Annotated in this window: 24 protein-coding genes; 12 read left to right on the plus strand and 12 right to left on the minus strand. The window is 58.2% G+C overall.

What is annotated here, in order from left to right; genetic code table 11:
- Positions 1 to 101: 101 nt before the first annotated feature.
- Both exbD and exbB read right to left on the minus strand, forming a co-directional pair.
- Complete coding sequence (gene exbD / locus AB3U87_RS02985; protein WP_253458280.1) at positions 102 to 524, minus strand: TonB system transport protein ExbD; 423 nt, start codon at positions 522 to 524, stop codon at positions 102 to 104.
- A gap of 5 nt (positions 525 to 529) precedes the next feature.
- Positions 530 to 1,255, minus strand: a complete 726-nt coding sequence (exbB, locus tag AB3U87_RS02990) for a tol-pal system-associated acyl-CoA thioesterase (protein WP_253458276.1) — start codon at positions 1,253 to 1,255, stop codon at positions 530 to 532.
- A 243-nt stretch (positions 1,256 to 1,498) separates the two neighbouring features.
- Between exbB and metC the strand changes: the two genes are divergently transcribed.
- Complete coding sequence (gene metC, locus AB3U87_RS02995; RefSeq protein ID WP_253458273.1) at positions 1,499 to 2,701, plus strand: cystathionine beta-lyase; 1,203 nt, start codon at positions 1,499 to 1,501, stop codon at positions 2,699 to 2,701.
- Positions 2,702 to 2,791: 90 nt separating this feature from the next.
- Positions 2,792 to 3,448 (plus strand): DedA family protein, encoded by a 657-nt coding sequence (locus tag AB3U87_RS03000; RefSeq protein WP_253458269.1) that lies wholly within the window; start codon positions 2,792 to 2,794, stop codon positions 3,446 to 3,448.
- 36 nt (positions 3,449 to 3,484) lie between these two features.
- Here the strand turns inward: AB3U87_RS03000 and AB3U87_RS03005 are convergent, their stop codons facing one another.
- On the minus strand, positions 3,485 to 4,378 hold the full coding sequence (locus AB3U87_RS03005) for an AraC family transcriptional regulator (protein WP_125287222.1): 894 nt from the start codon (positions 4,376 to 4,378) through the stop codon (positions 3,485 to 3,487).
- 264 nt (positions 4,379 to 4,642) lie between these two features.
- Between AB3U87_RS03005 and dkgA the strand changes: the two genes are divergently transcribed.
- Positions 4,643 to 5,467 (plus strand): 2,5-didehydrogluconate reductase DkgA, encoded by an 825-nt coding sequence (gene dkgA, locus AB3U87_RS03010; protein ID WP_394148358.1) that lies wholly within the window; start codon positions 4,643 to 4,645, stop codon positions 5,465 to 5,467.
- Positions 5,468 to 5,875: 408 nt separating this feature from the next.
- Positions 5,876 to 6,145: a YdgH/BhsA/McbA-like domain containing protein gene (locus tag AB3U87_RS03015; protein WP_253458266.1), complete on the plus strand. Its 270-nt coding sequence runs from the start codon at positions 5,876 to 5,878 to the stop codon at positions 6,143 to 6,145.
- A 123-nt stretch (positions 6,146 to 6,268) separates the two neighbouring features.
- On the opposite strand, the gene ftsP is transcribed toward AB3U87_RS03015, so the two are convergent.
- The 3 genes from ftsP to parC all read right to left on the minus strand — a co-directional run bounded on the left by ftsP (position 6,269) and on the right by parC (position 10,919).
- Positions 6,269 to 7,684 (minus strand): cell division protein FtsP, encoded by a 1,416-nt coding sequence (gene ftsP / locus AB3U87_RS03020; RefSeq protein ID WP_253458262.1) that lies wholly within the window; start codon positions 7,682 to 7,684, stop codon positions 6,269 to 6,271.
- Positions 7,685 to 7,772: 88 nt separating this feature from the next.
- Entirely contained in the window at positions 7,773 to 8,510 is a 738-nt protein-coding gene (locus AB3U87_RS03025) for a 1-acylglycerol-3-phosphate O-acyltransferase (RefSeq protein WP_253458259.1), read from the minus strand.
- Positions 8,511 to 8,645: 135 nt separating this feature from the next.
- Positions 8,646 to 10,919, minus strand: a complete 2,274-nt coding sequence (gene parC, locus AB3U87_RS03030; RefSeq protein WP_253458256.1) for a DNA topoisomerase IV subunit A — start codon at positions 10,917 to 10,919, stop codon at positions 8,646 to 8,648.
- A gap of 228 nt (positions 10,920 to 11,147) precedes the next feature.
- On the opposite strand from parC, the gene AB3U87_RS03035 reads away from it, so the two are divergent.
- Both AB3U87_RS03035 and AB3U87_RS03040 read left to right on the plus strand, forming a co-directional pair.
- The gene (locus tag AB3U87_RS03035; RefSeq protein WP_394148360.1) at positions 11,148 to 11,726 is read left to right on the plus strand and encodes an NAD(P)H-dependent oxidoreductase; all 579 of its coding nucleotides are present in this window, start codon (positions 11,148 to 11,150) and stop codon (positions 11,724 to 11,726) included.
- Between the two features lie 32 nt (positions 11,727 to 11,758).
- Positions 11,759 to 12,064, plus strand: a complete 306-nt coding sequence (locus AB3U87_RS03040; protein WP_253458253.1) for a putative quinol monooxygenase — start codon at positions 11,759 to 11,761, stop codon at positions 12,062 to 12,064.
- A gap of 368 nt (positions 12,065 to 12,432) precedes the next feature.
- Here AB3U87_RS03040 and AB3U87_RS03045 read toward each other — a convergent pair whose 3' ends face one another.
- On the minus strand, positions 12,433 to 13,341 hold the full coding sequence (locus AB3U87_RS03045; protein ID WP_394148361.1) for a LysR substrate-binding domain-containing protein: 909 nt from the start codon (positions 13,339 to 13,341) through the stop codon (positions 12,433 to 12,435).
- Positions 13,342 to 13,536: 195 nt separating this feature from the next.
- On the opposite strand from AB3U87_RS03045, the gene AB3U87_RS03050 reads away from it, so the two are divergent.
- The 4 genes from AB3U87_RS03050 to AB3U87_RS03065 are packed head-to-tail and all read left to right on the plus strand — an operon-like array spanning position 13,537 to position 17,484.
- A complete protein-coding gene (locus AB3U87_RS03050; RefSeq protein ID WP_253458248.1) occupies positions 13,537 to 14,286 on the plus strand; it encodes an SDR family NAD(P)-dependent oxidoreductase in 750 nt (249 codons plus the stop codon).
- A 44-nt stretch (positions 14,287 to 14,330) separates the two neighbouring features.
- Positions 14,331 to 15,629 (plus strand): MFS transporter, encoded by a 1,299-nt coding sequence (locus AB3U87_RS03055; RefSeq protein WP_253458245.1) that lies wholly within the window; start codon positions 14,331 to 14,333, stop codon positions 15,627 to 15,629.
- A 12-nt stretch (positions 15,630 to 15,641) separates the two neighbouring features.
- Positions 15,642 to 16,475 carry a transketolase gene (locus tag AB3U87_RS03060; RefSeq protein ID WP_394148362.1) on the plus strand — a complete coding sequence of 278 codons (834 nt, stop codon included), beginning with the start codon at positions 15,642 to 15,644 and terminating at the stop codon, positions 16,473 to 16,475.
- A 1-nt stretch (position 16,476) separates the two neighbouring features.
- Positions 16,477 to 17,484: a transketolase family protein gene (locus AB3U87_RS03065; RefSeq protein ID WP_253458239.1), complete on the plus strand. Its 1,008-nt coding sequence runs from the start codon at positions 16,477 to 16,479 to the stop codon at positions 17,482 to 17,484.
- Positions 17,485 to 17,530: 46 nt separating this feature from the next.
- Here the strand turns inward: AB3U87_RS03065 and parE are convergent, their stop codons facing one another.
- The 5 genes from parE to nudF are packed head-to-tail and all read right to left on the minus strand — an operon-like array spanning position 17,531 to position 21,972.
- Positions 17,531 to 19,426, minus strand: coding sequence for a DNA topoisomerase IV subunit B (gene parE, locus AB3U87_RS03070; protein WP_253458236.1), 1,896 nt, complete (start codon positions 19,424 to 19,426; stop codon positions 17,531 to 17,533).
- A 46-nt stretch (positions 19,427 to 19,472) separates the two neighbouring features.
- Positions 19,473 to 20,051, minus strand: a complete 579-nt coding sequence (gene yqiA, locus AB3U87_RS03075; protein WP_125287208.1) for an esterase YqiA — start codon at positions 20,049 to 20,051, stop codon at positions 19,473 to 19,475.
- 1 nt (position 20,052) lies between these two features.
- On the minus strand, positions 20,053 to 20,877 hold the full coding sequence (gene cpdA / locus AB3U87_RS03080) for a 3',5'-cyclic-AMP phosphodiesterase (RefSeq protein ID WP_394148363.1): 825 nt from the start codon (positions 20,875 to 20,877) through the stop codon (positions 20,053 to 20,055).
- Between the two features lie 37 nt (positions 20,878 to 20,914).
- Positions 20,915 to 21,340 (minus strand): DUF1249 family protein, encoded by a 426-nt coding sequence (locus AB3U87_RS03085; protein ID WP_253458229.1) that lies wholly within the window; start codon positions 21,338 to 21,340, stop codon positions 20,915 to 20,917.
- Entirely contained in the window at positions 21,337 to 21,972 is a 636-nt protein-coding gene (gene nudF / locus AB3U87_RS03090) for an ADP-ribose diphosphatase (RefSeq protein WP_253458226.1), read from the minus strand. Before nudF ends, AB3U87_RS03085 begins: the two co-directional genes overlap by 4 nt.
- Positions 21,973 to 22,186: 214 nt before the next feature.
- On the opposite strand from nudF, the gene tolC reads away from it, so the two are divergent.
- Positions 22,187 to 23,668, plus strand: coding sequence for an outer membrane channel protein TolC (gene tolC, locus AB3U87_RS03095; RefSeq protein ID WP_253458223.1), 1,482 nt, complete (start codon positions 22,187 to 22,189; stop codon positions 23,666 to 23,668).
- A gap of 143 nt (positions 23,669 to 23,811) precedes the next feature.
- Positions 23,812 to 24,480, plus strand: coding sequence for a DUF1190 family protein (locus tag AB3U87_RS03100; protein WP_253458220.1), 669 nt, complete (start codon positions 23,812 to 23,814; stop codon positions 24,478 to 24,480).
- Positions 24,481 to 24,482: the final 2 nt, after the last annotated feature.

Below are 24,482 nucleotides of genomic sequence, written 5' to 3' on the forward strand. Positions count from 1 at the left end.
CGCAGGCGCGGCCGTGGCGCAAGGCTGCGGCCGCCTGCCTCAAATTTTAAGCAAAAAAAATCCGCAACGATCGTTACGGATTTTTTATTTTCTGATGCCGATTATTTCGCGACGGTTTCCATGCCCATCAGGCCAATCTTCAGATAGCCCGCCTGACGCAGCTTGTCCATCACGCCCATCAGCGTTTCGTAATCCACCGATTTATCCGCCTGGAAGAAGATAGTGGCGTCTTTATTGCCCTGCGTCTGGCTTTCCAGCGCCGACAGCAGCGTTTCCTGCGTCACCGCCTCATTGCCGATAAACAGCTGTTTATCCGCTTTGATTGAGAGCCAGACCGGTTTTTCCGGGCGCGGCTGAGGCTTGCTGGTAGAGGCTGGCAGATTGACGCGAACGTCAACGGTAGCCAGCGGCGCAGCGACCATAAAGATAATCAGCAGCACCAGCATCACGTCGATAAACGGCGTAACGTTGATTTCATGCATTTCGCCGTTGCTATCGAGATCTTCATTTAATCGCATGGCCATGACGCTTACCCTACCCGCAGCTTCTGCGTTGGATGCTGCGGCGCGCTGGCGGCCAGATCCAGATCGCGGCTTTGCAGCAGCATAATCTGCGCGGCGACGTCGCCCAGCGAGGCTTTATAGCTGGCGATCGTACGGGCAAAGACGTTATAGATCACTACGGCCGGAATCGCAGCGAACAGGCCGACAGCCGTGGCCAGCAGCGCTTCTGCGATGCCGGGCGCAACGACCGCAAGGTTCGTGGTCTGCGTCTGGGCAATACCGATAAAGCTGTTCATGATGCCCCAAACGGTACCGAACAGGCCGACAAACGGCGCGATAGCACCGATAGTAGCCAGAAAACCATTGCCGCGACCGGCGTGGCGGCTGAAGAAGGCGACGCGGCGCTCCAGACGGAACGAGGTGCGCTCTTTAATGCCGTCGTTGTCGGCAGATTGCTGCGACAGCTCCAGTTCGTTTTCGGCTTCTTTCAACAGCTGCGTGGTCAGGCTGTTAGCGTTAAACGTGGCGCTGATATCGCTCGCTTCCTGCAGAGAACGAACGCCCGCCAGGGCCTGCTGCTCGCGCTTCAGGCGGCGTTTCGCCGAGCTGAGCTCCGCGCTCTTGCTGAAGAAGATGGCCCAGGTAACGACCGAAGCCAGCAGCAGACCGATCATTACCACTTTTACCACGATGTCCGCATGGTGATACATGCCCCAGACGGAGAGGTCCGTCTGCATCAAATCATTCGTCACGCTGTCTCTCCAACGTCAGTTACCGATAGCGAAAATACAGGGCGGATCATACCAAATCGAACCCGAATTGATAGTAGTTATCATTACTATTTACCCTTAACGCAATACTTTTTACACTTTTCCCGCCATCTCCTTTTTATCGCCAGGGTTTTTCCTGAAACTTTGTCACGTAGCGGGATGACGAATTTCGCCCCGCCGCCAGCCGTGTTAACGTTAAGCGAGATCCTTAAACCGAGCAGACCGATGACCAGTAAACATATTGAAACGGCGTTAATCAGCGCCGGCCGCCGCAAACGCTATACCCAGGGTTCCGTTAACAGCGTTATTCAGCGCGCCTCCTCGCTGGTGTTCGACAGCGTGGCCGAGAAGAAACGCGCCACGGCCGGGCGAGCGGAAGGCGAACTGTTTTATGGTCGTCGCGGCACCTTGACCCATTTCTCGCTGCAGGAAGCCATGACCGAGCTGGAGGGCGGCGCGGGCTGCGTGCTTTATCCCTGCGGTGCGGCGGCGGTCGCCAATGCCATTCTCGCTTTTGTTTCCGCCGGGGATAACGTGCTGATGGCCGGTTCCGTCTATGAACCGACCCAGGATTTCTGTAGCAAAATCCTCAGTAAAATGAACGTGACCACCACCTGGTTCAGCCATACCGCCGGCGCGGAAATCGGCGACCTGGTGAAGCCGGAAACGCGGGTCGTTTTTCTGGAATCGCCGGCTTCCATTACGATGGAAGTGCAGGACATTCCAGCCATCGTGGCGGCCGTGCGGGCCAAAGCGCCGGAAGCGGTCATTATGATCGATAACACCTGGGCGGCGGGCATTCTGTTCCGCGCGCTGGATTTTGGTATCGATATTTCCATTCAGGCCGGGACTAAATATCTGATTGGTCATTCCGACGCGATGATCGGCACCGCCGTCGCCAACGAACGCTGCTGGGCGCAGCTGCGTGAAAACTCTTATCTGATGGGGCAAATGGTGGACGCGGACACCGCCTATATGGCCAGCCGCGGCCTGCGCACGCTGGCAGTACGTCTGCGCCAGCACGAAGAAAGCGGGCTGCGGGTCGCGCGCTGGCTGGCCGAGCGCCCGGAAGTGGCCGTGGTTAACCATCCGGCGCTGCCGCAGTGCAAGGGCCACGAGTTCTGGCGGCGGGATTTTACCGGCAGCAGCGGCCTGTTCTCCTTTGTACTGAAGGCGCGGCTGAGCGATCGGCAGCTGGCCGATTTCCTTGACCACTTTGAACATTTCAGCATGGCCTACTCCTGGGGCGGTTTTGAATCGCTTATTCTGGCGAACCAGCCCGACGAGCTGGCCGCCATCCGTCCGGCAGGCGGCGTTGACTTCAGCGGCACGCTGATCCGGCTGCATATAGGGCTGGAAAATGTTGACGATTTGCTGGCGGATTTGGCCGCCGGTTTCGCGCGCGTCGCGGGATCGTCAAAAAATTAAACAAAAAGGCAACAGCTCTGGCCTGTACCACGTTGTGACAGGCCATTTACGAGTACACTAGTGCTATTGATGCGGTAAACAGGATAAAAAATGGCGGTACTCCATGAGATTGTGCAGGCGCTTTGGCATCAGGATTTTGCTGCCCTCGCCAATCCCGATGTAATCTGGATCGTTTACGGAATTATGTTTCTCACGCTGCTGCTGGAAAATGGTTTGCTGCCCGCCGCCTTTCTGCCCGGCGACAGTTTACTGCTGCTGGCTGGCGCGATGATCGCCAAGGGCGTGATGGGCTTTATTCCTACCGTTGCCATCCTGACGCTGGCGGCCAGCCTGGGCTGCTGGCTGAGCTACCTGCAGGGCCGCTGGCTGGGCAATACCCGCCTGGTCAAAGGCTGGCTGATGCACCTGCCTGCGCAGTATCACCAGCGCGCCTGGAGCCTGTTTCACCGGCACGGGCTGATGGCGCTGCTGATTGGCCGCTTTCTGGCCTTCGTGCGGACGCTGCTGCCGACCATGGCGGGCATTTCCGGCCTGACGCAGACGCGCTTCCAGTTTTTTAACTGGCTCAGCGGCCTGCTGTGGGTCGGCATCCTGGTCTCGCTGGGTTATGCGATAAGCCAGGTGCCCTTTATCAAGCGCCATGAGGATCAGGTGATGTCCATTCTGATGATCCTGCCGCTGGCGCTGCTTTGCATCGGCCTGATTGGCAGCCTCGCGCTGTTCTTTAAGCGGAAAAAAGTCGCTTAGCGCACCCCGCCTTCCGAGGGTCGCCCGGCGGCCCTCTTATTCCATCTGACGCATTCTGCCGATCTCTTCCCCCGGCGTGACGCCAAAATAGCGCTTAAACTCGCGGGAAAACTGCGAGGCACTTTCATAGCCGACCCGCATCGCCGCCGCGCTGGCCTTCAGGCCTTCATGCAGCATCAGCATTCGCGCCTGATGTAGTCGATAGCTTTTCAGATACTGCAACGGCGAGGTGCTGGTGACGGCTTTAAAGTTGTGATGAAAGGCGGAGACGCTCATATTCACCTCCGCCGCCAGCCGCTCCACGCTCAGGTTGTCGGTATAGTGATGCTCGATGCGCCGCAGCGCCCGCGCTATCTGGCTGAACTGCGTGTGCCGACTGACCAGCGCCATCAGCGCGCCGCCGCACGGCCCCAGCAGCACGTGATAGAGGATCTCCCGCACGATTTGCGGGCCAAGCACGCGCGCGTCGCGCGGATCCGCCATCGCATCCAGCAGACGTTCCGCCGCACACAGCATCGGCTCGGTCAGCGGCGACGAGTGAATGCCGCGCGTCTGCGGCTGCGGCTGAAAGCTGTCGTCATCGCCAATATCAATCAGCAGATCCTGGAGCTTAACCGGATCGACATTCAGCAGCATGCCCGCCAGCGGCGCTTCCGGCGTGGCGAACGTCTCGCACTCTACCGCCAGCGGCACGGTCAGCATCAGGTATTCCGTGGCGTCGTAATGGAAAACGTGGTTGCCCAGATAGCCGGTTTTTCTGCCCTGAAACAGGATCACGATACCGGAAGAATAGAGCACCGGCGTGCGCCCGCTGGGCTGGCTGGCGTGGAAAAGCCGGATATCGGGCAGCAGCGTCTGCACATCCGGTTTTGCGTCGATCAGTTGCACGACCTGGCGGGCAAGCCGGGCGCACAGCATAGTGCGATCCATGGTGTTCACCTGAAAAAAAGCAGAGCTGGCATCATGCCGAAGCCTGGCGTAATCGTCCAGCCTCCTGGAGAAACAGGCAAGAAGAAAGCAGAAACGGGCAGGATATATACCGGGACTGGCCGCTACGCTGGCTATCGGCTCAATAATCCGAATTGCGCAAAGGGTTAATTATTTCAACTAAACTAAGACCAGCAGTCTTAACCAGACTTAGCGTTACTTGCCGGCGCAGAGGCGTCGGCCCCCCTGGCTGCAAAGGAGAGAACAATGGCAGAGCAACCCGTAATCAAGCTTCACGATGGCAATATGATGCCCCAGCTCGGCCTGGGCGTCTGGCAGGCAAGCATTGACGAAGCGCGTCAGGCTGCGCTGAAAGCGCTCGATGTGGGCTATCGCTCGATCGATACCGCCGCCATCTATAAAAACGAAGAGGGCATCGGTCAGGCGCTACAGGAAACGTCGGTCGCGCGCGACGATATCTTCGTAACCACCAAGCTGTGGAATGACGAGCAGCTGAACGCGCCGCAGGCGCTGGAAACCAGCCTGAAGAAATTGCAGCTGGAAAGCGTCGATCTCTATCTGATGCACTGGCCTTGCCCGGCGAAGGACAACTACGTTGACGCCTGGAAAGCGATGATCGAGCTGCAAAAACAGGGGCTGACTAAAAGCATCGGCGTCTGTAACTTCCAGGAAGCGCACCTGAAACGGCTGATAGATGAAACGGGCGTGCGTCCGGTGATCAACCAGATCGAGCTGCACCCTATGCTGCAACAGCGCACGCTGCACGCCTGGAACGCCATGCATCAGATCCAGACCGAATCCTGGAGCCCGCTGGCGCAGGGTGGCAAAGGCGTGTTCGATCAGGCCGTGATCAAAACGCTGGCGAAAAAATATGGCAAGACGCCTGCGCAGATTGTTATTCGCTGGCACCTGGACAGCGGCCTGGTGGTGATCCCGAAATCGGTCACGCCTTCCCGCATTGAAGAAAACTTTAAAGTGTTCGATTTCCGCCTGGAAAAACCGGAAATCAGTGAAATCGCCTCGCTGGATGCCGGCAACCGTCTTGGCCCCAACCCTGACGAGCTGAACTAAGCGCCCGGCCGCCCGTTGACAGAAAACAGACGGGCGGCCGCCTTTTTGACGCGCGACCTGCCTTTATCATGCATTAAGAAACAAGAACTGTTTACGTAATGCCCTGTTAATTTAAACCTCAGATAAACCACCTTCATTATTGTTTCTGAATAATGTTAATATAATTATTAAGCACCGGCAGCGGCAAAGACTTTACCCTCCTCTGAAAAGCGAACAAATACAGCAAGGTAAATTTAATTTGCTAATAAATGTTTGCGCCAAATTTAAAAAATAATGCATTGGTCATATTTATAATAGGTTTAGCTAATCAAACCGGTATTTCTTATTATTAATAACCGAATTATATTGCGCACAAAATCAGTATACTGAAACCGAAAATATTTCTGATTAATTTACTGAAGAAATTTAATGAAAAAGATTATTTCGGCTGCCCTGCTGTTACTGATGACGGGTTCCGCTTTTGCCGCACAGATCGTGCCGCGTAACGAACTGGATAATTACGTTAAAAAAGAACGCGTATCCATTTCTAACGTGATGGGTGGAAAATCAAAAGCGCTTGAGGCACTGCGCACGGAAGTGGATAAAAAAGGCGGCGAATATATGTATATTACCTCGCTGGATCGTCCTGGCAATTCCAGCCACTGGCGCGGTACGGCTATCGTACTGGAAAAGAAATAATCGTTCCTCAGCCCTCCCTGCCTTAATTCGCCCCGCTTTCTTTGGTTCCCGTCGGGCGCGCCGACTGACTTGATCCTTGCAAAACCTCGCTGGCTGGCCGCTCTGGTCAACCAGCGCTTTACGCTACGGCGCCGGCTGTACCTGCAGCTGGCCCGCCGTTCCGCGATCGGCCATTTCCAGCGTCTGGCTATAGTAGACAAACGGGAAGTGGTCGGAAGAGGACTGCGTAAAGGAGACAAACAGCTCCACGCTGCCGTCAACCCAGACGGTATCCTTCCAGCCGCGATCTTCCGCCATCGGCTGTGCGCCGTTGACGTTCTTAATCAAAAACATCACGCCCTGAATATGAAACGCCTGCGGCAGGTCGGCATGAATAATCCAGCGTTCAAAGCTGCCCTGCTGCGCCTGGACGTCGATGCGGCCCAAATCCCACAGCGCGCCGTTGATGCCCGGCTCCGAGTCGCCCAGACGGAATTCGCGCGTACGGCTGACGCCGCCTTCGATGACCTGATCGGCCAGCAGACGCATCGGCAGCGTGTCGGTCACCAGCGGCAGCAGGCCGGTCGGACGCAGCGTCAGCACCAGCGTAGAGGTCAGAATACTCGACGGCTCGAACAGCCCGCGCAGCCTGTCGACAATGCCTGCCGCCTGACCCGCCGTGATCGACACCTCGTCGCCCTGGCTCATATCCACCAGGATTTCCCGGCGCTCGCCCGGCGCCAGAGAAAGCTGCTGCACCGCCACGGGCGCGGGCAAAAATCCCTGATCGCTGGCGATAACGTTAAAAGGCCGCTTGTCGCTCATGGCTAGCTGGTAGCGACGCGAGTTTGAAGCGTTGAGCAACCGCAGGCGTACCCAGCCGCGAGAGACTTCCACATAGGGATTCTGCGTGCCGTTCACCAGCAGGGTATCGCCCACAAAACCGCCGTTGGCTGGCGGGCTGTAGTCCGGCGAACCGAAGTTATCGATACGCTTGTCCTGAATAATCAGCGGAAAATCATCCACGCCGTAGTGGTTCGGCAGCGGCAGCGTTTTGCTGACCTCGTCTTCTACCAGCCACATACCCGCCAGGCCGTTATAGACGTGCTCCGCCATATGACCAGGCGTGTTGGCGTGATACCAGCAGGTCGCGGCGGCCTGACGCACCGGGATCACCGGCGCCCAGTCGACGCCAGGCGACATCATGCGCGCCGCGCCGCCGGCGAGCGCGCCCGGCACCTGAAGCCCGCCAACGGTCATCGCCACCGCTTCGTTCAGCCGGTTGCTGTAGATAAGCTTGACGTCATCGCCGCTCCAGACCCTGACCGTCGGCCCCAGGTAGAGCCCGTTAAAGCCCCACACCTGCGCCTTGCTGCCGCTGGTAAACGACCAGTGGCTGCGTTGCAGCGTCAAAAAGATAGGCTGTCCACGGCGGGATTCGATAAGCGGCGGCACCGGCAAAGGATTACCCGGCCCTGCGGCGTGTACGCGTGCAGGCAGCGCACTGGCGCACAGCGCTATGCCCGATGCCTGAATAAACTGACGTCGACTGAAGGACATAAAAACTCCGTAACCCAAAATGCGGCCCGGCGGGCCGCTATCCATTTTTTATGATTGTTTGCCGTGTGCCGACCGCGAGGCGATCGGTTTACTTTTCGCCTGCGGCTTCCCGCGCGGCGACTTCCGCGTTGAGTTCAGCCAGCTTCTCCATCATCAGCTCGCGGCAATGGGTCGCCAGCTTGCGCACGGATTGGTCGGCGAAGGCGGCGGTATCGATCGGCGGCAGCATCTCAATGATCACCAGACCGTTATGCAGCCGGTTCAGCTTGATTTTATCGTGCGTATTGCTGACCACGATAGGAATAATAGGTACGCCTGCGGCCATAGCGGCGTGAAACGCGCCGGTTTTAAACGGCAACAGCCCGCGTCCACGGCTGCGCGTCCCTTCCGGGAACATCCAGAAGGAGATCTTCTTCTTTTTAAACTGGTCGATCAGCTGGTTAATGGTGCCGTGCGCTTTGTTGCGGTTGTCACGGTCGATCAACAGGTTGCCGGTCAGCCAGTAAAGCAGGCCAAAGAACGGCACCCACAGCAGCGTTTTTTTGCCTACCGTCACCGTGGTTGGCTGTACGACTTTTGCCGCCGTGATCATATCGTAGTTGTTCTGATGGTTGGCGATGTAGATCGCATTAGGATAGTTTTCCGCCCCTGCCGGCTTGCGGATTTCCACCTTCAGACCAAACAGCGGCGACAGGCGACCGAACAGATGGCCAAACGTCGCCACGTGGCGGGGATTACGGGGACTGAACAAACACCAGATGCAGCCGAAAATGCACACCAGGATTGAATAAACGATCGTCACGACGATCCGAAAAATTGACAGCATCACATCCTCATTATTGCCGGGCCGGAGACGCCTTAAGGCAGGCGCTCCGGCATTACGCCTTATCGGGCGCGCCGGGTGAAGTATATCCTGAAATCAGCAGGCTATGCTGCTTTTCACCGCGCGGCGCGGCCCGGATCACTCTTCGCTTTCACTGGCCTCAGGCCGTGCAGGCCCGTCCACCTCTACCCGATCGATACGCTGCAGGCCACGCGGCAGCAGCGTGCCGCGACGGCCGCGCTCGGCACGGAACTTCTGCAGGTCTTCCGGTCGCAGCGTCAGCTTGCGTTTGCCGACGTGCAGCGTGATGGCGGTTTGCGGCGTCAGCAGCAGCAGCCAGGCCAGCTTGTCGTCGCCCGCCGCCGCTTCCGCCGCCGGGATTGAGACAATCTTGTTGCCCTTGCCTTTGGACAGCTGCGGCAGATCGGCCACCGGGAACATCAGCATCCTGCCTGCGGCGGTGATCGCCAGCAGCAGGTCGTCCTCGTGATGGATCGCCTGCGGCGTCATCACTTTGGCATTCTGCGGTAGCGTCAGCAGCGCTTTACCGGCACGGTTGCGCGACACCAGATCGCTGAAGGTGCAGACGAAGCCGTAGCCCGCATCCGACGCCAGCAGCAGCTTCTGATCGTCCGCCTCCATCAGTACCTGCTCCACCACCGCGCCCGGCGGCGGCGTCAGCTTGCCGGTCAACGGCTCGCCCTGCCCGCGCGCGGAAGGCAGCGTCACCGGATCGAGCGTATAGCTACGACCGGTGGAGTCGATAAAGGCCACCGGCTGGTTGCTCTTGCCGCGCGCCGCCGCGCGATAGCTGTCGCCCGCCTTATAGCTCAGGCCGCCCGGATCGATATCGTGTCCCTTGGCGCTGCGCACCCAGCCCATCTGCGACAGCACAATAGTCACCGGCTCGGACGGCACCAGCTCGTTTTCGCTGATCGCTTTGGCCTCTTCGCGCTCGCGCAGCGGCGAACGACGATCGTCGCCATAGGCTTCGCTGTCGGCCTGTAGCTCTTTTTTCAGCAGCGTATTCATTTTACGTTCTGAAGCCAGAATGCCCTGTAAACGGTCGCGCTCTTTGCCCAGCTCGTCCTGCTCGCCGCGGATCTTCATCTCTTCCAGTTTGGCAAGATGACGCAGCTTCAGTTCCAGGATCGCTTCCGCCTGGGTTTCGCTGATGCCGAAGCGCGAAACCAGCACCTGCTTCGGCTCGTCTTCGCTGCGGATAATGTGGATCACCTCATCGATATTGAGGAAGGCGACCAGCAGGCCTTCCAGAATATGCAGGCGCTTCAGCACTTTTTCCAGCCGGAAATTCAGGCGGCGACGCACGGTGTCGCGGCGATAAACCAGCCATTCGCTGATGATTTCAAGCAGGTTTTTTACCGCCGGACGGTTATCCAGCCCGATCATATTCAGGTTGATGCGATAGCTTTTTTCCAAATCGGTGGTGGCGAACAGATGGTTCATTACCTGTTCCATATCCACCCGGTTGGAGCGCGGCACAATCACCAGACGCGTCGGGCTTTCGTGATCGGACTCATCGCGCAAGTCTTCCACCATCGGCAGCTTTTTATTGCGCATCTGCGCGGCTATCTGCTCCAGCACGCGCGCGCCGGAAACCTGGTGCGGCAGCGCGGTAATAACCACGTCGCCCTCTTCTTTCTTCCACACCGCGCGCATACGCACGGAGCCACGGCCGTTCTGATAGATTTTGCGGATCTCGGCGCGCGGCGTGATGATTTCCGCTTCGGTCGGATAGTCCGGCCCCTGCACGATATCCAGCAGCTCATCGAGCGTGGTTTTCGGCGCATCGATTAGCTTGATGGCCGCGTTGGCGACTTCGCGCAGGTTGTGCGGCGGAATATCCGTCGCCATCCCCACCGCAATCCCCGTGGTGCCGTTAAGCAGGATATTCGGCAGGCGCGCGGGCAGCATTGCCGGCTCCTGCATGGTGCCGTCAAAGTTCGGCACGTAATCCACGGTGCCCTGGCCCAGCTCGCCTAACAGCAGCTCGGCATATTTTGACAGGCGTGACTCGGTGTAACGCATCGCCGCAAAGGATTTCGGATCGTCCGGCGCGCCCCAGTTTCCCTGACCGTCCACCAGCGGATAGCGGTAAGAGAAAGGCTGCGCCATCAGCACCATCGCCTCATAACAGGCGCTGTCGCCGTGCGGATGATATTTACCCAGCACGTCGCCCACGGTACGGGCCGATTTTTTAAACTTGGCGCTGTTGTTCAGGCCCAGCTCCGACATCGCGTAGACGATACGGCGCTGCACCGGCTTCAGGCCATCGCCGATATACGGAAGCGCACGATCCATGATGACGTACATGGAATAGTTGAGATAGGCCTCTTCCGTAAACTTATGCAGAGCGCGACGCTCTGCCCCATCCTGAGTCAAATCGCTCATTACTTTTTGTTCCTCACATCATGGCGTCACGGGCACGCCACATCGGGGCCGTTTGGCGGGAATAGTACCTTATCCGGGCCGCTTCTGTCACAGATAACCGTGACGGCATACGCTTTCCTGCGTGGCGTGATTATTGCTCACAGCGCAAAAGTATTGTGATCAAAAACTCATTTTTAACCCCTGCCTTCGCGCGTACACTGAGGCCAGTTTTGAATACTGGAGAAGAAGATGCGCATTTTTATTATTGACGCCGGAAAAACCTTTGCCCATTCCAAAGGCGAGCTGAACCATACGCTGACCGACGTGGCTGCGACTTACCTGCGCGAAGCCGGTCATCAGGTTGACGTTACCGTGGTGGACAACGGCTACGTGGTGGCCGACGAGATCCAAAAATACCTGGCCGCCGACACGGTTATCTATCAGATGCCGGGCTGGTGGATGGGCGAACCGTGGATCCTGAAAAAATATATTGATGAGGTCTTTACCGAAGGCCACGGCACCCTGTACGCCAGCGACGGCCGCACGCGCGCCGACGCCTCGAAGAAGTATGGTTCCGGCGGGCTGGTTCAGGGTAAAAAATATATGCTTTCCCTGACGTGGAACGCGCCGCTGGAAGCCTTTACCGATCCCGACCAGTTCTTTGAAGGCGTGGGCGTGGACGGGCTTTACCTGCACTTCCACAAGGCGAATCAGTTCCTGGGAATGGAAGCGCTGCCGACCTTTATCTGCAACGATGTGATCAAGCAGCCGGATGTCCCACGCGATATCGAGCGTTATCGGACACATCTGGGCCAGATCTTTGCTTAACTGTTAAGACCGTTCTCTTAAAAGGAAAGACCATGCTCACCGTGATTGCTGAAATTTGTGTCAGGCCCGGCCGCCGCCGTGCGGTCATGCAGGCGATTGAACAAGTAATCCCGACGGTGTTAGAGGAAGAAGGCTGCGGCAGCTACCGGATGCTGGTGGATCACCAGGCGCAGGTGCCGTGGAAACAGAACTCGCCCGACTCGGTGTTTATGGTCGAGCAGTGGGATTCCTTACGGCATCTGGAACGGCATCAGCAGGCCGCGCATATGGAGCAGCACCGCGGCCGCATTAAAGATGACGTGCTGGACGTGAGGATTTTCGTGCTGGAACCGGCGTAAAGAGTAAGAAGGGACGAACCGGGTTCGTCCCTTGAGGTTGCTGACAAACTCATCCACTGTCATCAAGTCGCGTGCGGGTCGGTGGAAAGCAGCAGAGGCAGATCGGAACACGGACACGCCGTAAACCCATCCGTGGGGGCTCGTTTCGCGCGTCCATGCGCGAAAACGGTCCGCTTATCCGCTCAGCCACTGCTGCTGCGAAGCTGCCGTTTCGCTGTAAAAAAATTCAGTCCGCACGAACCCGCTGGCTTTGTCAGCAGTCTGAAGGGACGAACCGGGTTCGCCCCCTTTTTTTGTGGCTTGCCGTCATAGCGATAGCCGCGCCGTCCGCTCTATTATCGATACCGTTCGGGGGCTGCCCGGCAAGGTCACGCCGGTGGCGATGCTTCCAGCTGCTCGCTGCTCCACTGCAGGAAATGGCTTACGCGGGGAAAGCGGGCAAAGCCGCGCGGCCAAACCAGATGATGCGCGTTCACCGGCAGGCTGCATTCGTCGCCAAACACCCTGACCAGCGTGCCGCTACGCAAATATTCTGCCGCCAGCAGCTCGCTTTCAAACACCACACCGTGCCCCAGCCTTGCCGCCTCCAGGCTCATATAAGAACGATCGAAGCGAAACAGCCAGTCTTTGGTCGGCTGCGCTAATTGCATCGCGGCAAACCACTGCGGCCACTGAATTAAAGGCGACTCGGAAAGGATCAGCGCATGATTAATTAATTCCGCCGGCGTCGCGACCGGATGTTTTATCAAATAATCGGGCGACGCTAATACCGACATTTTTTCATGGCGGATGGTTTTAATTTCCAGTGATTTCCAGTCGGGAAAGCCGTGGCGCACCGCAATATCAATATTGTCGCGGCTGAAAGATAAATTTTCGTAGGAACAGGAAAGCGTGACCTGTATTGCAGGATAGCGCTCGCGGAATTTATGCAGGCGCGGCAGCAGCCAGAGCAGGCCGAAACTGGGCGCGCAGTGGATGCGCAGCGCGCTGCGCGCTTTCTCGTTGCCGAGACGGGTGCTGGCCTGGGTCAGTCCCAGCAGCAACGGGCTGATTTCTTTCAGATAGTTTTCACCGGCCAGCGTTAACGTCATGCCTTTGGGCGAGCGGTTGAACAGCAGGCAGCCCAGCTCTTTTTCCAGTTTTGCCAGCTGATGGCTGGCAGCAGAGGCGGTAATATTCACTTCTTCCGCCGCACGCGCCACATTGCCGTAATGCGCAACTTCTTCAAAAATCCTGAGCGATTTTATCGAAGGGCAAAAATCTGCGTGTTTTTCCATGCGGCTCCTTAAATGAATTTTGTGACAGATGCCCGCTTTTTTCCGCGAGAAATGTTAACTGCATCAAATCCATCTTTCTATTCAGCATCGAATGAATTTTTTTGCATTGCCAGTTTAGCCGTAATTTCCAATTCTGAATGTGACCCTGCCGGTAGCGATACCGAACCACTAAAAAAGATTATTACGGAGTGGATTATGTTGCTGAAAAATAAAGTTGCGATTATTACGGGCGCCGCCTCTCAACGCGGTATTGGCCGTGCCACCGCCGCCTGTTTCGCCCGTCACGGCGCGCAGGTGGTGATTCTGGATCTGGATGAGAACGCGGCGCGACATGCGGCTGAAGAGCTGGGTGCCGGTCATCTGGGCCTGGCGGCCAACGTCACCGATCCCGCTGCGGTGCGCCAGGCCGTTTCCCGCGTGGTCAGCGAGTTTGGCCGCATCGACGTGCTGGTAAATAACGCAGGCATTACGCAGCCGGTAAAAACGCTGGAAATCAGCATCGAAGACTATAACCGTATCCTGGACGTCAATCTGCGCGGCACGCTGCTGATGTCACAGGCGGTGATCCCAACCATGCAGCAGCAAGGCGGCGGCAGTATTGTTTGCCTCTCTTCCGTTTCCGCCCAGCGCGGCGGCGGCATTTTCGGCGGCCCGCACTACAGCGCGGCGAAAGCGGGCGTGCTGGGCTTAACCAAAGCGATGGCGCGCGAGTTTGGCCCGGACCAGATCCGCGTCAACGCGCTGACGCCGGGCCTGATCCAGACCGATATTACCGGCGGCCTGCTGCAGGACGAGCGGCGTCACGCCATTATCGACGGCATCCCGCTTGGCCGCCTGGGCGCGGCAGACGACGTGGCTAACGCCGCGCTGTTCCTTGCCAGCGATCTCGCCAGCTACCTGACCGGCATCACGCTGGACGTTAACGGCGGCATGTTGATCCACTGATCGGCTCCTTCCAGCAGGCTTCTTTCACTCCGGGAGTGAAGAGTATGACAACGCTTAATCTCAGCGCGACGACCGTCGCGCGCGATGCGACCTATCGCAAAATCGCCTGGCGGCTGATGCCGTTTTTAATGCTTTGCTATCTTTGCGCCTATCTCGACCGGGTTAACGTCGGCTTCGCCAAGCTGCAAATGATGGACGATCTGGCCCTGAGCGAAACGGTGTACGGCCTGGGGGCGGGTATTTTCTTTATCGGCTACTTCTTTTTTGAAGTGCCCAGCAATCTCATCCTGCATCGCGTCGGCGCACGCCGCTGGATTGCCCGCATCATGATTACCTGGGGGCTGATTTCCGGCCTGTTCGCCTTTGTGGAAACGGCCTGGCAGTTTTATCTGCTGCGCTTTTTTCTCGGCGTGGCCGAAGCCGGTCTGGCGCCCGGCCTGCTGCTTTATCTCACCTACTGGTTCCCCTCGCATCGCCGCGCCCGCATGACGGTGCTGTGGTTTGTGGCGATCCCGCTTTCCGGCATGATCGGCGGCCCGCTTTCCGGCTGGATTATGGAAGCCTTCGCCGGTTTTCACGGCTGGGCAGGCTGGCAGTGGATGTTCGTACTGGAAGCGATTCCGACCATGCTGATGGGCTTTGTGGTGCTGATGGTGCTCAAGGATCGCGTTGAGCAGGCGCCCTGGCTGGACGAGAGCGAAAAGCGCATGGTGCGTGCCGATTTGGATGAGGATAATCAGCAAAAAGCGCATCACGGCACGGTGAAAGCTTTTGTGGCCGACAGGCGGCTGTGGCTGCTGGCGCTGATCTACTTTTGCGTGGTGATGGGCCAGTATGCGCTGACCTTCTGGCTGCCGACGCTGGTCAGAAACTCCGGCATCCGCGAGCCGCTGCATATTGGCCTGCTGACCAGCCTGCCCTATCTCTGCGCCATCGTTTTTATGCTGATGGCGGGCCGCAGCGGCGACCGGCATCGCGAGCGGCGCTGGCATCTGATCGTGCCCATGGCGATCGGCGTGGTCGGGCTGACGCTGGCGACGTCGCTGGGTCACAGCGTACCGGCCTCGCTGTTTTTCCTCTGCGTGGCCGCCGCCGGCATCCTTTCCGCCTCTTCCCTGTTCTGGATGCTGCCGACCAACCTGCTCGGCGGCGTCTCGGCGGCGGCAGGCATTGCCGCGGTGAACTGTATCGCGAATCTGGCGGGCTTCTTTTCACCGTGGCTGATCGGTTCTATCACCACCGCCACCGGTTCGCCCGCTTCGGGCATCTACTTTATTGCTGCTGTTTTGCTGCTCGGCGCGCTCTGCGTGCTGCGTATTCGCGCAGCAGACGTTAACCGTTAATCAGGAGATAAGATGAACAGCGTTTCTGCCACACTTACGCTCAAACAGCGCGCAAACAATATCCGTCGTCATGCGCTGTTAATGGGACAGGTTCAGGGTCAGGGCTATATCGGCCAGGCGTTAGGCGCTGCCGATTTGCTGGCCGTCAGCTATTTTCACGCGCTCAATTTTCGTCCTGAGGAGCCGGAATGGGAAGCGCGCGACCGTTTTTACCTTTCTATCGGCCACTACGCTATTGCGCTGTACGCCGCGCTGCTGGAAGCGGGCGTGCTGCCCGAGGCCGAGCGCGAAACCTATGGCAGCGATGAGAGCCGCCTGCCGATGTCCGGCATGGCCGCCTGTACGCCCGGTATGGAGATCACCGGCGGCTCGCTTGGACACGGCTTAGGCATTGCGGTTGGCGCGTGCCTGGGGCTGAAAAGCAAAGGCTCCGCTTCCTTTGTTTATAACCTGCTTTCCGACGGCGAGCTGAATGAAGGCTCGACCTGGGAAGCGGCAATGTCGGCCTCGCACTGGCGGCTGGATAACCTGATCGCCCTGATCGACGTCAACAATCAACAGGCCGACGGCCACAGTTCGGAAATTCTGGCGTTTGAGCCGATTGTCGATCGCTGGCGGGCCTTTGGCTGGCACGTGCAGCGCGTGGACGGCAACGATATCGCCGCGCTGACCGCCGCCTTTGACGCCGCGCGCGCCTGGCCGGAACCGCAGCCGCGCGTAATTATCTGCGATACCAAAATGGGTAAAGGCGTGCCTTTCCTGGAAACGCGCGAGAAAACGCACTTTATCCGCGTGGATGCCGACGAATGGGACAAAGCCCTCACCGCGCTTGAGCAAGGGGAATAACATGACTACCGCAACAAAGAAACGCCTGACCACGTCCGCTATGATCGCCTCCATCGCCGCAGAAGGTCAGCCCGTGCAGTCGGCCCCTTTCGGCCATGCGCTGGTAGAGCTGGCGCGCCAGCGCACCGATATCGTTGGCTTAACGGCCGATCTGAGCAAATACACCGATCTGCATCTGTTTGCCGAAGCCTTCCCGGAACGCTTTTTTCAGATGGGCATGGCGGAGCAGCTGTTGATGAGCGCCGCAGCGGGCATGGCGCGGGAAGGCTTTACGCCTTTTGTCACCACCTATGCGGTGTTTGCCTCGCGCCGCGCCTACGATTTTATCTGTATGGCGATAGCGGAAGAAAACCTGAACGTCAAAATCGCCTGCGCGCTGCCTGGCCTGACCACCGGCTACGGGCCGAGCCATCAGGCGACCGAGGATTTGGCTATTTTTCGCGGGATGCCGAATCTGACCATTATCGATCCCTGCGACGCGCTGGAAATCAGCCAGGCGGTGCCCGCCATAGCCGAGCATAGCGGCCCGGTCTATATGCGCCTGCTGCGCGGCAAAGTGCCGCTGGTGCTGGATAAATATGGCTATCAGTATCGCCACGGCAAGGCGCAACGGCTGCGCAGCGGCAAACATGCGGTGATTATCAGCAGCGGGCTGATGACCATGCGCGCGCTGGAAGCCGCAGAAGCGCTGGAGAAAAGAGGCATCGAGGTTGGCGTGGTGCATTCGCCGATGATCAAGCCGCTGGACGAGGCCACCATCCTGCGCGAGGCGGGCGAAGCGGTGAACGAGAACCGGCTGGTGATCACGGCGGAAAACCACTCCATTACCGGCGGGCTGGGCGAAGCGATAGCGGCGACGCTGATGCGGCACGGCGTGACGCCGCAATTCAGACAGATTGCCCTGCCGGACGCTTTTCTGGCGGCGGGCGCGCTGCCGACGCTGCACGATCGCTACGGTATTTCGACGGCGGCGATGGTTACGCAGATTACAAGCTGGCTGGAAGGGTAACGGAAAGCCCCGAAGCGTTGCGCTTCGGGGCCGAGTTCAGGCAGGATTAAACCTCGATTTCCGCCATATGGCCTTTTTCCTGCAGCCAGTTGCGGCGATCTTCCGAGCGTTTCTTCGCCAGCAGCATATCCATCACCGCCAGCGTCTGTTCCACGTCGTCGTCGTCAATGGTCAGCTGCACCAGGCGACGGGTATTGGGATCCAGCGTGGTTTCACGCAGCTGTAGCGGGTTCATCTCGCCCAGGCCTTTAAAGCGCTGCACGCCCGGCTTGCCCTTTTTACGCTTCAGCTGATCCAGAATGCCCGCTTTCTCTTCCTCATCCAGCGCGTAGTAAACCTCTTTACCCAAATCGATGCGGTAAAGCGGCGGCATCGCCACGTAGACGTGCCCGTTTTTCACCAGCGTGCGGAAGTGCTTCACGAAAAGCGCACAAAGCAGCGTAGCGATATGCAGACCGTCGGAGTCCGCATCGGCCAGGATACAGACTTTGCCGTAGCGCAGCTGGCTCATATCTTCGCTGTCGGGATCGATACCGATAGCGACGGAAATATCATGTACTTCCTGCGATGCCAGCACCTCGTCCGAAGAGACTTCCCAGGTGTTGAGGATCTTGCCTTTCAGCGGCATGATCGCCTGGTATTCACGATCGCGCGCCTGCTTGGCCGATCCGCCTGCGGAGTCCCCTTCCACCAGGAAGAGTTCCGTGCGGTTCAGATCCTGCGCGCTACAGTCCGCCAGCTTGCCGGGCAGCGCCGGGCCGCTGGTGAGCTTTTTACGCACCACCTTTTTCGCCGCACGCATCCGGCGCTGGGCGCTGGAAATCGCCAGCTCGGCCAGCATTTCCGCCGCCTGCACGTTCTGGTTCAGCCACAGGCTGAAGGCATCTTTCACCACGCCAGAGACGAAGGCCGCGCACTGGCGGGAAGAGAGTCGCTCTTTGGTCTGACCGGCAAACTGCGGATCCTGCATTTTCACCGACAGCACGTAGGCGCAGCGATCCCAGATATCTTCCGCCGACAGCTTCACGCCGCGCGGCAGAATATTGCGGTATTCGCAGAACTCGCGCATCGCATCCAGCAGGCCCTGACGCAGGCCGTTGACGTGCGTGCCGCCCTGCATGGTCGGGATCAGGTTGACGTAGCTTTCCGTCAGCAGCTCGCCGCCTTCCGGCAGCCACAGCAGCGCCCAGTCCACCGCTTCGATATCGCCGGCAAAAGAGCCGACAAAAGGTTTTTCCGGCAGCGTCGGCAGGCCGTTAACCGCTTCCGCCAGATAGTCCGTCAGGCCGTCGGCGTAGCACCAACTTTGCTCGGTATTGTTCACTTTGTCTTTAAAGACGATTTCCACGCCCGGACAAAGCACCGCTTTCGCCTTCAGCAGATGGCTGAGGCGCGATACCGAAAAGCGCGGGCTGTCGAAGAACGACGGGTCCGGCCAGAAGCGTACGCGCGTACCGGTGTTGCGTTTGCCGACCGTGCCGGTGACGTGCAGATCCTGCACTTTGTCGCCGTTTTCAAACGCCATTTCATACACTTCGGCATTACGGCGCACGGTGACTTCCACGCGCGTCGACAGCGCGTTTACCACCGAGATGCCCACGCCGTGCAGGCCGCCGGAAAACTGGTAGTTCTTGTTAGAAAATTTGCCGCCCGCATGCAGGCGACAGAAGATCAGTTCAACGGCCGGTACGCCTTCTTCGGGATGGATATCGACCGGCATACCGCGACCGTCGTCAATCACTTCCAGCGACTGATCGGCGTGCAGGATCACTTCGACGCGTTTGGCATGGCCCGCCAGCGCTTCATCCACGCTGTTGTCGATCACTTCCTGACCTAAATGGTTAGGACGCGACGTATCGGTATACATGCCCGGACGGCGGCGAACGGGTTCAAGGCCGCTGAGTACCTCAATGGAATCAGCGTTATAGCTGGACTGAGTCATTGTATCAATCTTGATGGCTGTAAATGAGTGAGCCCCACGTCCCGCTTCAGGCAGCGAGGCCTAAAAAGTCCAGGATCGGGGAGAAATGGCGTTCGAATCCGATAAAAGCATGATTTCCGCCCTCTTCAACCGTCTGACGGCAGGCGCTGTAGTAGCCTACAGCCTGGCGGTAATCGAGCACTTCATCGCCCGTTTGCTGCAGCAGCCAGAGCAAATCCGGCGACTCTAACGGGTCAATCTGCATCACTTTCAGATCGTAAATGTGGCGTGACTCTAACACATATTGCTGCCCGGTGTACGGGTTCTGATTCAGACCCAAATAATCCACCAACAGCTCAAAAGGCCGCACCGCAGGATTGACCACCACCGCTGGCAGCATGAAGCATTGCGAGAGCCACGTCGCATAGTAGCCGCCCAGCGACGAGCCGACGATCCCCACGGCTTCGCCCGATAATCCCATGATCAGGCTTTCCAGCATCAGCGCCGCGTCCGCCGGGTAAGGCGGCAGCTGCGGCACAATAACCTGGATTTCCGGATGCCGCGTGGCCAGCCACTGCCGGAACTGCGTCGCTTTAGCCGACTGCGGCGAGCTGTTGAAACCGTGCAGGTAGATCAGCGTGGCCATCTCAGTATCCTTCGGAGTCGGGATCGGGGCTGAAGGCGCGCGTCGTCAGGCGCTCAATGCGGGTTTCCACCCGGCCATCCGCATACAGATCCAGCCAGCGCCAGCCCGGCGCTTCGGAATCGATAGTAAAGTTGGTGCAGTGCGGTCGGAACTGCACGCAGGTCGACGGCGTCGCCAGCAGGCGGCGTCCGTTCCAGTTCAAATCCAGATCCTGATGAATATGCCCGCAGAGCAGCGTCGACGCCAGCGGATAGCGCTGCAGCACGGCCTCCAGCATATGCGAATTGCGCAGGCTGTGCTGATCGAGCCAGGTGCAGCCCGACGGCAGCGGATGGTGATGCAGCAGCACCAGCGTATGGCGCTCCGGCGCCTTCGCCAGCGCTTTGTCCAGCCATTCCAGCTGATAGTCACTCAGCTCGCCGTGCGGCACGCCGAAAACCTGGCTGTCCAGCAACACGATCTGCCACTCCTCGCCCAGCAGCACATGCTTTTCGTCAGCGATTTTCGCTTCGGCCAGTGTGTTGAACATCGCAGGCTGAAAATCGTGGTTGCCCGGCAGCCAGACGCATGGCGCGGGCAGACGCGCGATGCCCTCAGCGAAATGCTGATAGGCTTCCACGCTGTGATCCTGCGCCAGATCGCCGGTCGCGACGATCAGATCGAACGGCTCTTCACAGGCGGAAATCGCCTGCAGCACCGCATCGAAACTGGCCCAGGTGTTCACGCCCAGCAGCGTTTCATGTTTACCGGCGAAAAGATGGGTGTCCGTTATCTGTAATACCCTTGCCCGACCATTCGCCACAGGAAGTTTTAACAGGCTATCCAATCACAATCCTTAGGGTTAATGCCGTCGCGGCAGAGGCTCACCACACCGGAACGGCCATTGCGCCATGCGCTAAACAGTAGCGCAGCCAGTCTGCAAGAAACTGGTTTATCTGATGCTTTTCGTCACGCTGATGCAGCTTTTTATTCGGATAATCATAGCGCGCTTTGAAGCGATAGATCTGCTGTGTCGAACACACTTCCGCCACCATTGCGTCATGGTAGAGCCGCACGGACATGGCGGGCAGGCTCCAGTAACTGACGGCGGGCGCGGTCTGTTTGATTTCCACCAGCGTAGTGTAACGCGTCGATTCCTGGATAGTCACCGTATAACTTGCATCGTTGACCTGCCAGGTGACTGACTCGCCCGCCCGATCTTCTTTCGGCAGCAGCCGACGCAGCTGCGCGAAATTGGTTTCGCACAGCCGCATCATTTCAGGGAAATCAGGCACGTAGCGCTTTATCATTCGTTTTTCCACTCGTCTCTTAGTTTTTTATGATGCAGCTCCAGCCATTGCAAAGCGATGACGGAGGCCGCGTTGTCTATTTTCCCCTCTTCCACCCAGCGGTAAGCCTGTTCGCGGCTGACCACATGCACAAGAATATCCTCATTCTCTTCCTCCAGACCGTGGTTTCCCTGCGCCACGCTGGCATCCACTTCGCCTACCAGAATCTCCAGCCGCTCGCTGGTGCCGCCGGGGCTGGCTAAGTAGCTAAGCACCGGCTTCACGCGGGCGGGTTTGATCCCGGCTTCTTCTACCGCTTCGCGCCGGACAACGTCTTCCGGCGTTTCGCCCGGCTCTATAATACCGGCCACCAATTCTAACAGCCAGGGCGTCGGGCTGCTGTCAAAAGCGGGAATGCGGATTTGTTCAATCAATACCACCCGATCGCTCACCGGATCGTAAGGCAGCAGGACGGCGGCATGGCCGCGCTCAAAAACCTCTCTGGTGACTTCTTTACTCATGCCGCCGTTAAACAGCCGATGGCGAAAGCGATAACGAGTGAGTGAAAAAAAACCTTTATAACACGGCTCACGTGCAATAATTTCTACATCGTTTTTTGTGAAAGTCACCGGGTATTTTTTGTCGCTGCTCACGGTTTACGCTCCTGTAAGGGTGGTGGCGAAAGCGGGAAAAGAGTGCTGAAATCCGCCCAGAGTGTAGTTCTTAATGATTAAATTGAGTAAATTGTGGCAACATGGCACTTTCAGCCAACTTATCTCTTTCATTTACTCTGGTAGAATCGGCGATAATTTTTTTGGCTTACGACAGCGCTACCATAGCAATATTGCTGCATAACAAGGAATGCAAATGAAGAAACTGCTCCCTTTACTTATCGGCCTGGGCCTGGGCGGCTTCAGCGTCGCCAGCCAGGCGGAAAACCTGTTGCAGATCTACCAGCAGGCCCGGTTGTCTAACCCCGATCTTCGCAGTTCTGCAGCCGATCGCGATGCCGCGTTTGAGAAAATCAACGAAGCGCGCAGCCCTTTACTGCCTCAGTTAGGTTTGGGTGCGGATTATACCTACAGCAACGGCTATCGCGACAGCAGCGGTCTGCACAGCACCACGACCAGCGGCACGCTGCAGCTGACGCAAACCATTTTCGATATGTCGAAATGGCGCGCGCTGACGCTGCAGGAAAAAACGGCAGGCGTACAGGATGTTACCTACCAGGTCGCACAGCAGAATCTGATCCTCAACACCGCTACCGCTTATTTTAACGTATTAAACGCCATCGACACGCTTTCTTATACCGAAGCGCAGAAACAGTCGATCTACCGTCAGTTGGATCAAACCACGCAGCGTTTCAACGTTGGCCTGGTGGCGATTACGGATGTGCAAAACGCCCGTGCGCAGTACGACAGCGTGCTGGCCAACGAAGTGACGGCCCGCAACAATCTGGATAATAATCTGGAAACGCTGCGTCAGGTCACGGGCAACTACTATCTGAGCCTGGCTTCGCTGAACGTCGACAGCTTCCAGACGGAAAAACCGCAGCCGGTCAACGCGCTGCTGAAGGAAGCCGAAAGCCGCAACCTTAGCCTGCTTTCCGCTCGTCTGAACCAGGATCTGGCGCGCGAGCAGATCCGCCTGTCGGAAACCGGCCATATGCCAACGCTGGATCTGACTGCGCAAAGCGGCCTGTCGAACAACAAATATGGCGGCAGCCGCGCCAACAGCGCAGCCTATCAGGACAGCATCAGCGGCAACAACCAGGTGGGCCTGAGCTTCACGCTGCCGTTGTATAGCGGCGGCTCGGTCACTTCGCAGGTGAAACAGTCGCAGTACGCTTTTGTTTCCGCCAGCGAGCAGCTCGAAAGCGCACACCGTACCGCGGTACAGACCGTGCGTTCATCCTTTAACAACGTGAATGCGTCCATCAGCAGCATCAATGCTTACAAGCAGGCCGTGGTTTCGGCGCAAAGCTCGCTGGATGCAATGGAAGCGGGTTATCAGGTAGGTACGCGCACCATCGTTGACGTGCTGGATGCGACCACCACATTATATAACGCCAAGCAGCAGCTTTCCAACGCGCGCTACAGCTACATGATCAACGAGCTGAATATTAAATCGGCTCTGGGTACGCTGAACGAGCAGGATCTGCAGATGCTGAACAGCCGCCTGGGTAAAGAAGTCCCAACTTCACCAGAAGCGGTAGCGCCGGAAAACACCCAGCAGGATGCAGCGGCAAACGGCGCGCAAACGGCGGCCTCGCCTGCCGTGCAGCGTGCTGCGGCACCGGCGGCGGCTCAGGCTTCCGCGCCAGCCAGCGGTAATCCGTTCCGCCATTAAGCATTTTGGGGCAGCCTGGCTGCCCCTTTTACTTTCAAACGTATAGCTAAGTAAAGATCCCCTTCACATTGCCGCTCGTTGCTTCAATTTCCACCGCCGTTCCCCTATTCTAAGCATTACCTTTGGGCTCAGGACAGAATGTCATGAAACGGACAAAAAAAATTAATCATGCCTCCTTTCGCAAAAGCTGGAGCGCACGCCACCTCACTCCGGTAGCGCTGGCGGTAACCGCCGTATTTATGCTGGCCGGTTGCGAACAATCGGACGAAACCGTCTCGCTTTATCAAAATGCGGACGACTGCTCCAGCGCCAATCCTGGCAAAAGCGAACAGTGCACCACGGCCTACAACAACGCCAAAAAAGAGGCGGAAAAAACCGCGCCGAAATACGCGACTCGTGAAGACTGCGTGGCGGAGTTCGGCGAAGGCCAGTGCCAGCAGGCGCCCGCGCAGGCCGGCGTCGGCACCACCAACGCCGAATCCCAGCAGAGCGGCAGCTTCTGGATGCCGCTGATGGCCGGTTATATGATGGGTCGCCTGATGGGCGGGGGCGCAGGCTTTGCCCAGCAGCCGCTGTTTACCTCGCGCTCGCCAAACAGCCCGGCCAGAGGCCAGTTTGTTGACGCCAGCGGAAAAAGCTTTGGCACCGCGACGCCGGGCCGCACCATGACCGTGCCGAAAACCGCGCTGGCGCCGAAACCGGCCACCACCAGCACCGTGACGCGCGGCGGCTTTGGCGAAAGCGTGGCGAAGCAGTCCACTATGCAGCGCAGCAGCGCAACGTCCGGCTCCAGCCGGTCTTTCGGAGGTTAAGC

The sequence above is a fragment of the Erwinia plantamica genome (assembly GCF_043420595.1).
GTDB classification, from domain to species: Bacteria; Pseudomonadota; Gammaproteobacteria; order Enterobacterales; family Enterobacteriaceae; genus Erwinia; species Erwinia aeris.

Excerpts from the sequence above, each read along its gene's own strand:
- AB3U87_RS03100 (WP_253458220.1), top strand. The coding sequence starts at position 23,812 with ATGAAACGGACAAAAAAAATTAATCATGCCTCCTTTCGCAAAAGCTGG.
- AB3U87_RS03025 (WP_253458259.1), bottom strand. The coding sequence starts at position 8,510 with ATGCTGTCAATTTTTCGGATCGTCGTGACGATCGTTTATTCAATCCTG.
- parE (WP_253458236.1), bottom strand. The coding sequence starts at position 19,426 with ATGACTCAGTCCAGCTATAACGCTGATTCCATTGAGGTACTCAGCGGC.
- AB3U87_RS03050 (WP_253458248.1), top strand. The coding sequence starts at position 13,537 with ATGTTGCTGAAAAATAAAGTTGCGATTATTACGGGCGCCGCCTCTCAA.
- AB3U87_RS03055 (WP_253458245.1), top strand. The coding sequence starts at position 14,331 with ATGACAACGCTTAATCTCAGCGCGACGACCGTCGCGCGCGATGCGACC.
- AB3U87_RS03000 (WP_253458269.1), top strand. The coding sequence starts at position 2,792 with ATGGCGGTACTCCATGAGATTGTGCAGGCGCTTTGGCATCAGGATTTT.
- AB3U87_RS03085 (WP_253458229.1), bottom strand. The coding sequence starts at position 21,340 with ATGATAAAGCGCTACGTGCCTGATTTCCCTGAAATGATGCGGCTGTGC.
- dkgA (WP_394148358.1), top strand. The coding sequence starts at position 4,643 with ATGGCAGAGCAACCCGTAATCAAGCTTCACGATGGCAATATGATGCCC.
- AB3U87_RS03040 (WP_253458253.1), top strand. The coding sequence starts at position 11,759 with ATGCTCACCGTGATTGCTGAAATTTGTGTCAGGCCCGGCCGCCGCCGT.
- AB3U87_RS03045 (WP_394148361.1), bottom strand. The coding sequence starts at position 13,341 with ATGGAAAAACACGCAGATTTTTGCCCTTCGATAAAATCGCTCAGGATT.
- ftsP (WP_253458262.1), bottom strand. The coding sequence starts at position 7,684 with ATGTCCTTCAGTCGACGTCAGTTTATTCAGGCATCGGGCATAGCGCTG.
- AB3U87_RS03035 (WP_394148360.1), top strand. The coding sequence starts at position 11,148 with ATGCGCATTTTTATTATTGACGCCGGAAAAACCTTTGCCCATTCCAAA.
- yqiA (WP_125287208.1), bottom strand. The coding sequence starts at position 20,051 with ATGGCCACGCTGATCTACCTGCACGGTTTCAACAGCTCGCCGCAGTCG.
- AB3U87_RS03060 (WP_394148362.1), top strand. The coding sequence starts at position 15,642 with ATGAACAGCGTTTCTGCCACACTTACGCTCAAACAGCGCGCAAACAAT.
- tolC (WP_253458223.1), top strand. The coding sequence starts at position 22,187 with ATGAAGAAACTGCTCCCTTTACTTATCGGCCTGGGCCTGGGCGGCTTC.
- AB3U87_RS03015 (WP_253458266.1), top strand. The coding sequence starts at position 5,876 with ATGAAAAAGATTATTTCGGCTGCCCTGCTGTTACTGATGACGGGTTCC.
- AB3U87_RS03065 (WP_253458239.1), top strand. The coding sequence starts at position 16,477 with ATGACTACCGCAACAAAGAAACGCCTGACCACGTCCGCTATGATCGCC.
- exbD (WP_253458280.1), bottom strand. The coding sequence starts at position 524 with ATGGCCATGCGATTAAATGAAGATCTCGATAGCAACGGCGAAATGCAT.
- AB3U87_RS03005 (WP_125287222.1), bottom strand. The coding sequence starts at position 4,378 with ATGGATCGCACTATGCTGTGCGCCCGGCTTGCCCGCCAGGTCGTGCAA.
- metC (WP_253458273.1), top strand. The coding sequence starts at position 1,499 with ATGACCAGTAAACATATTGAAACGGCGTTAATCAGCGCCGGCCGCCGC.
- parC (WP_253458256.1), bottom strand. The coding sequence starts at position 10,919 with ATGAGCGATTTGACTCAGGATGGGGCAGAGCGTCGCGCTCTGCATAAG.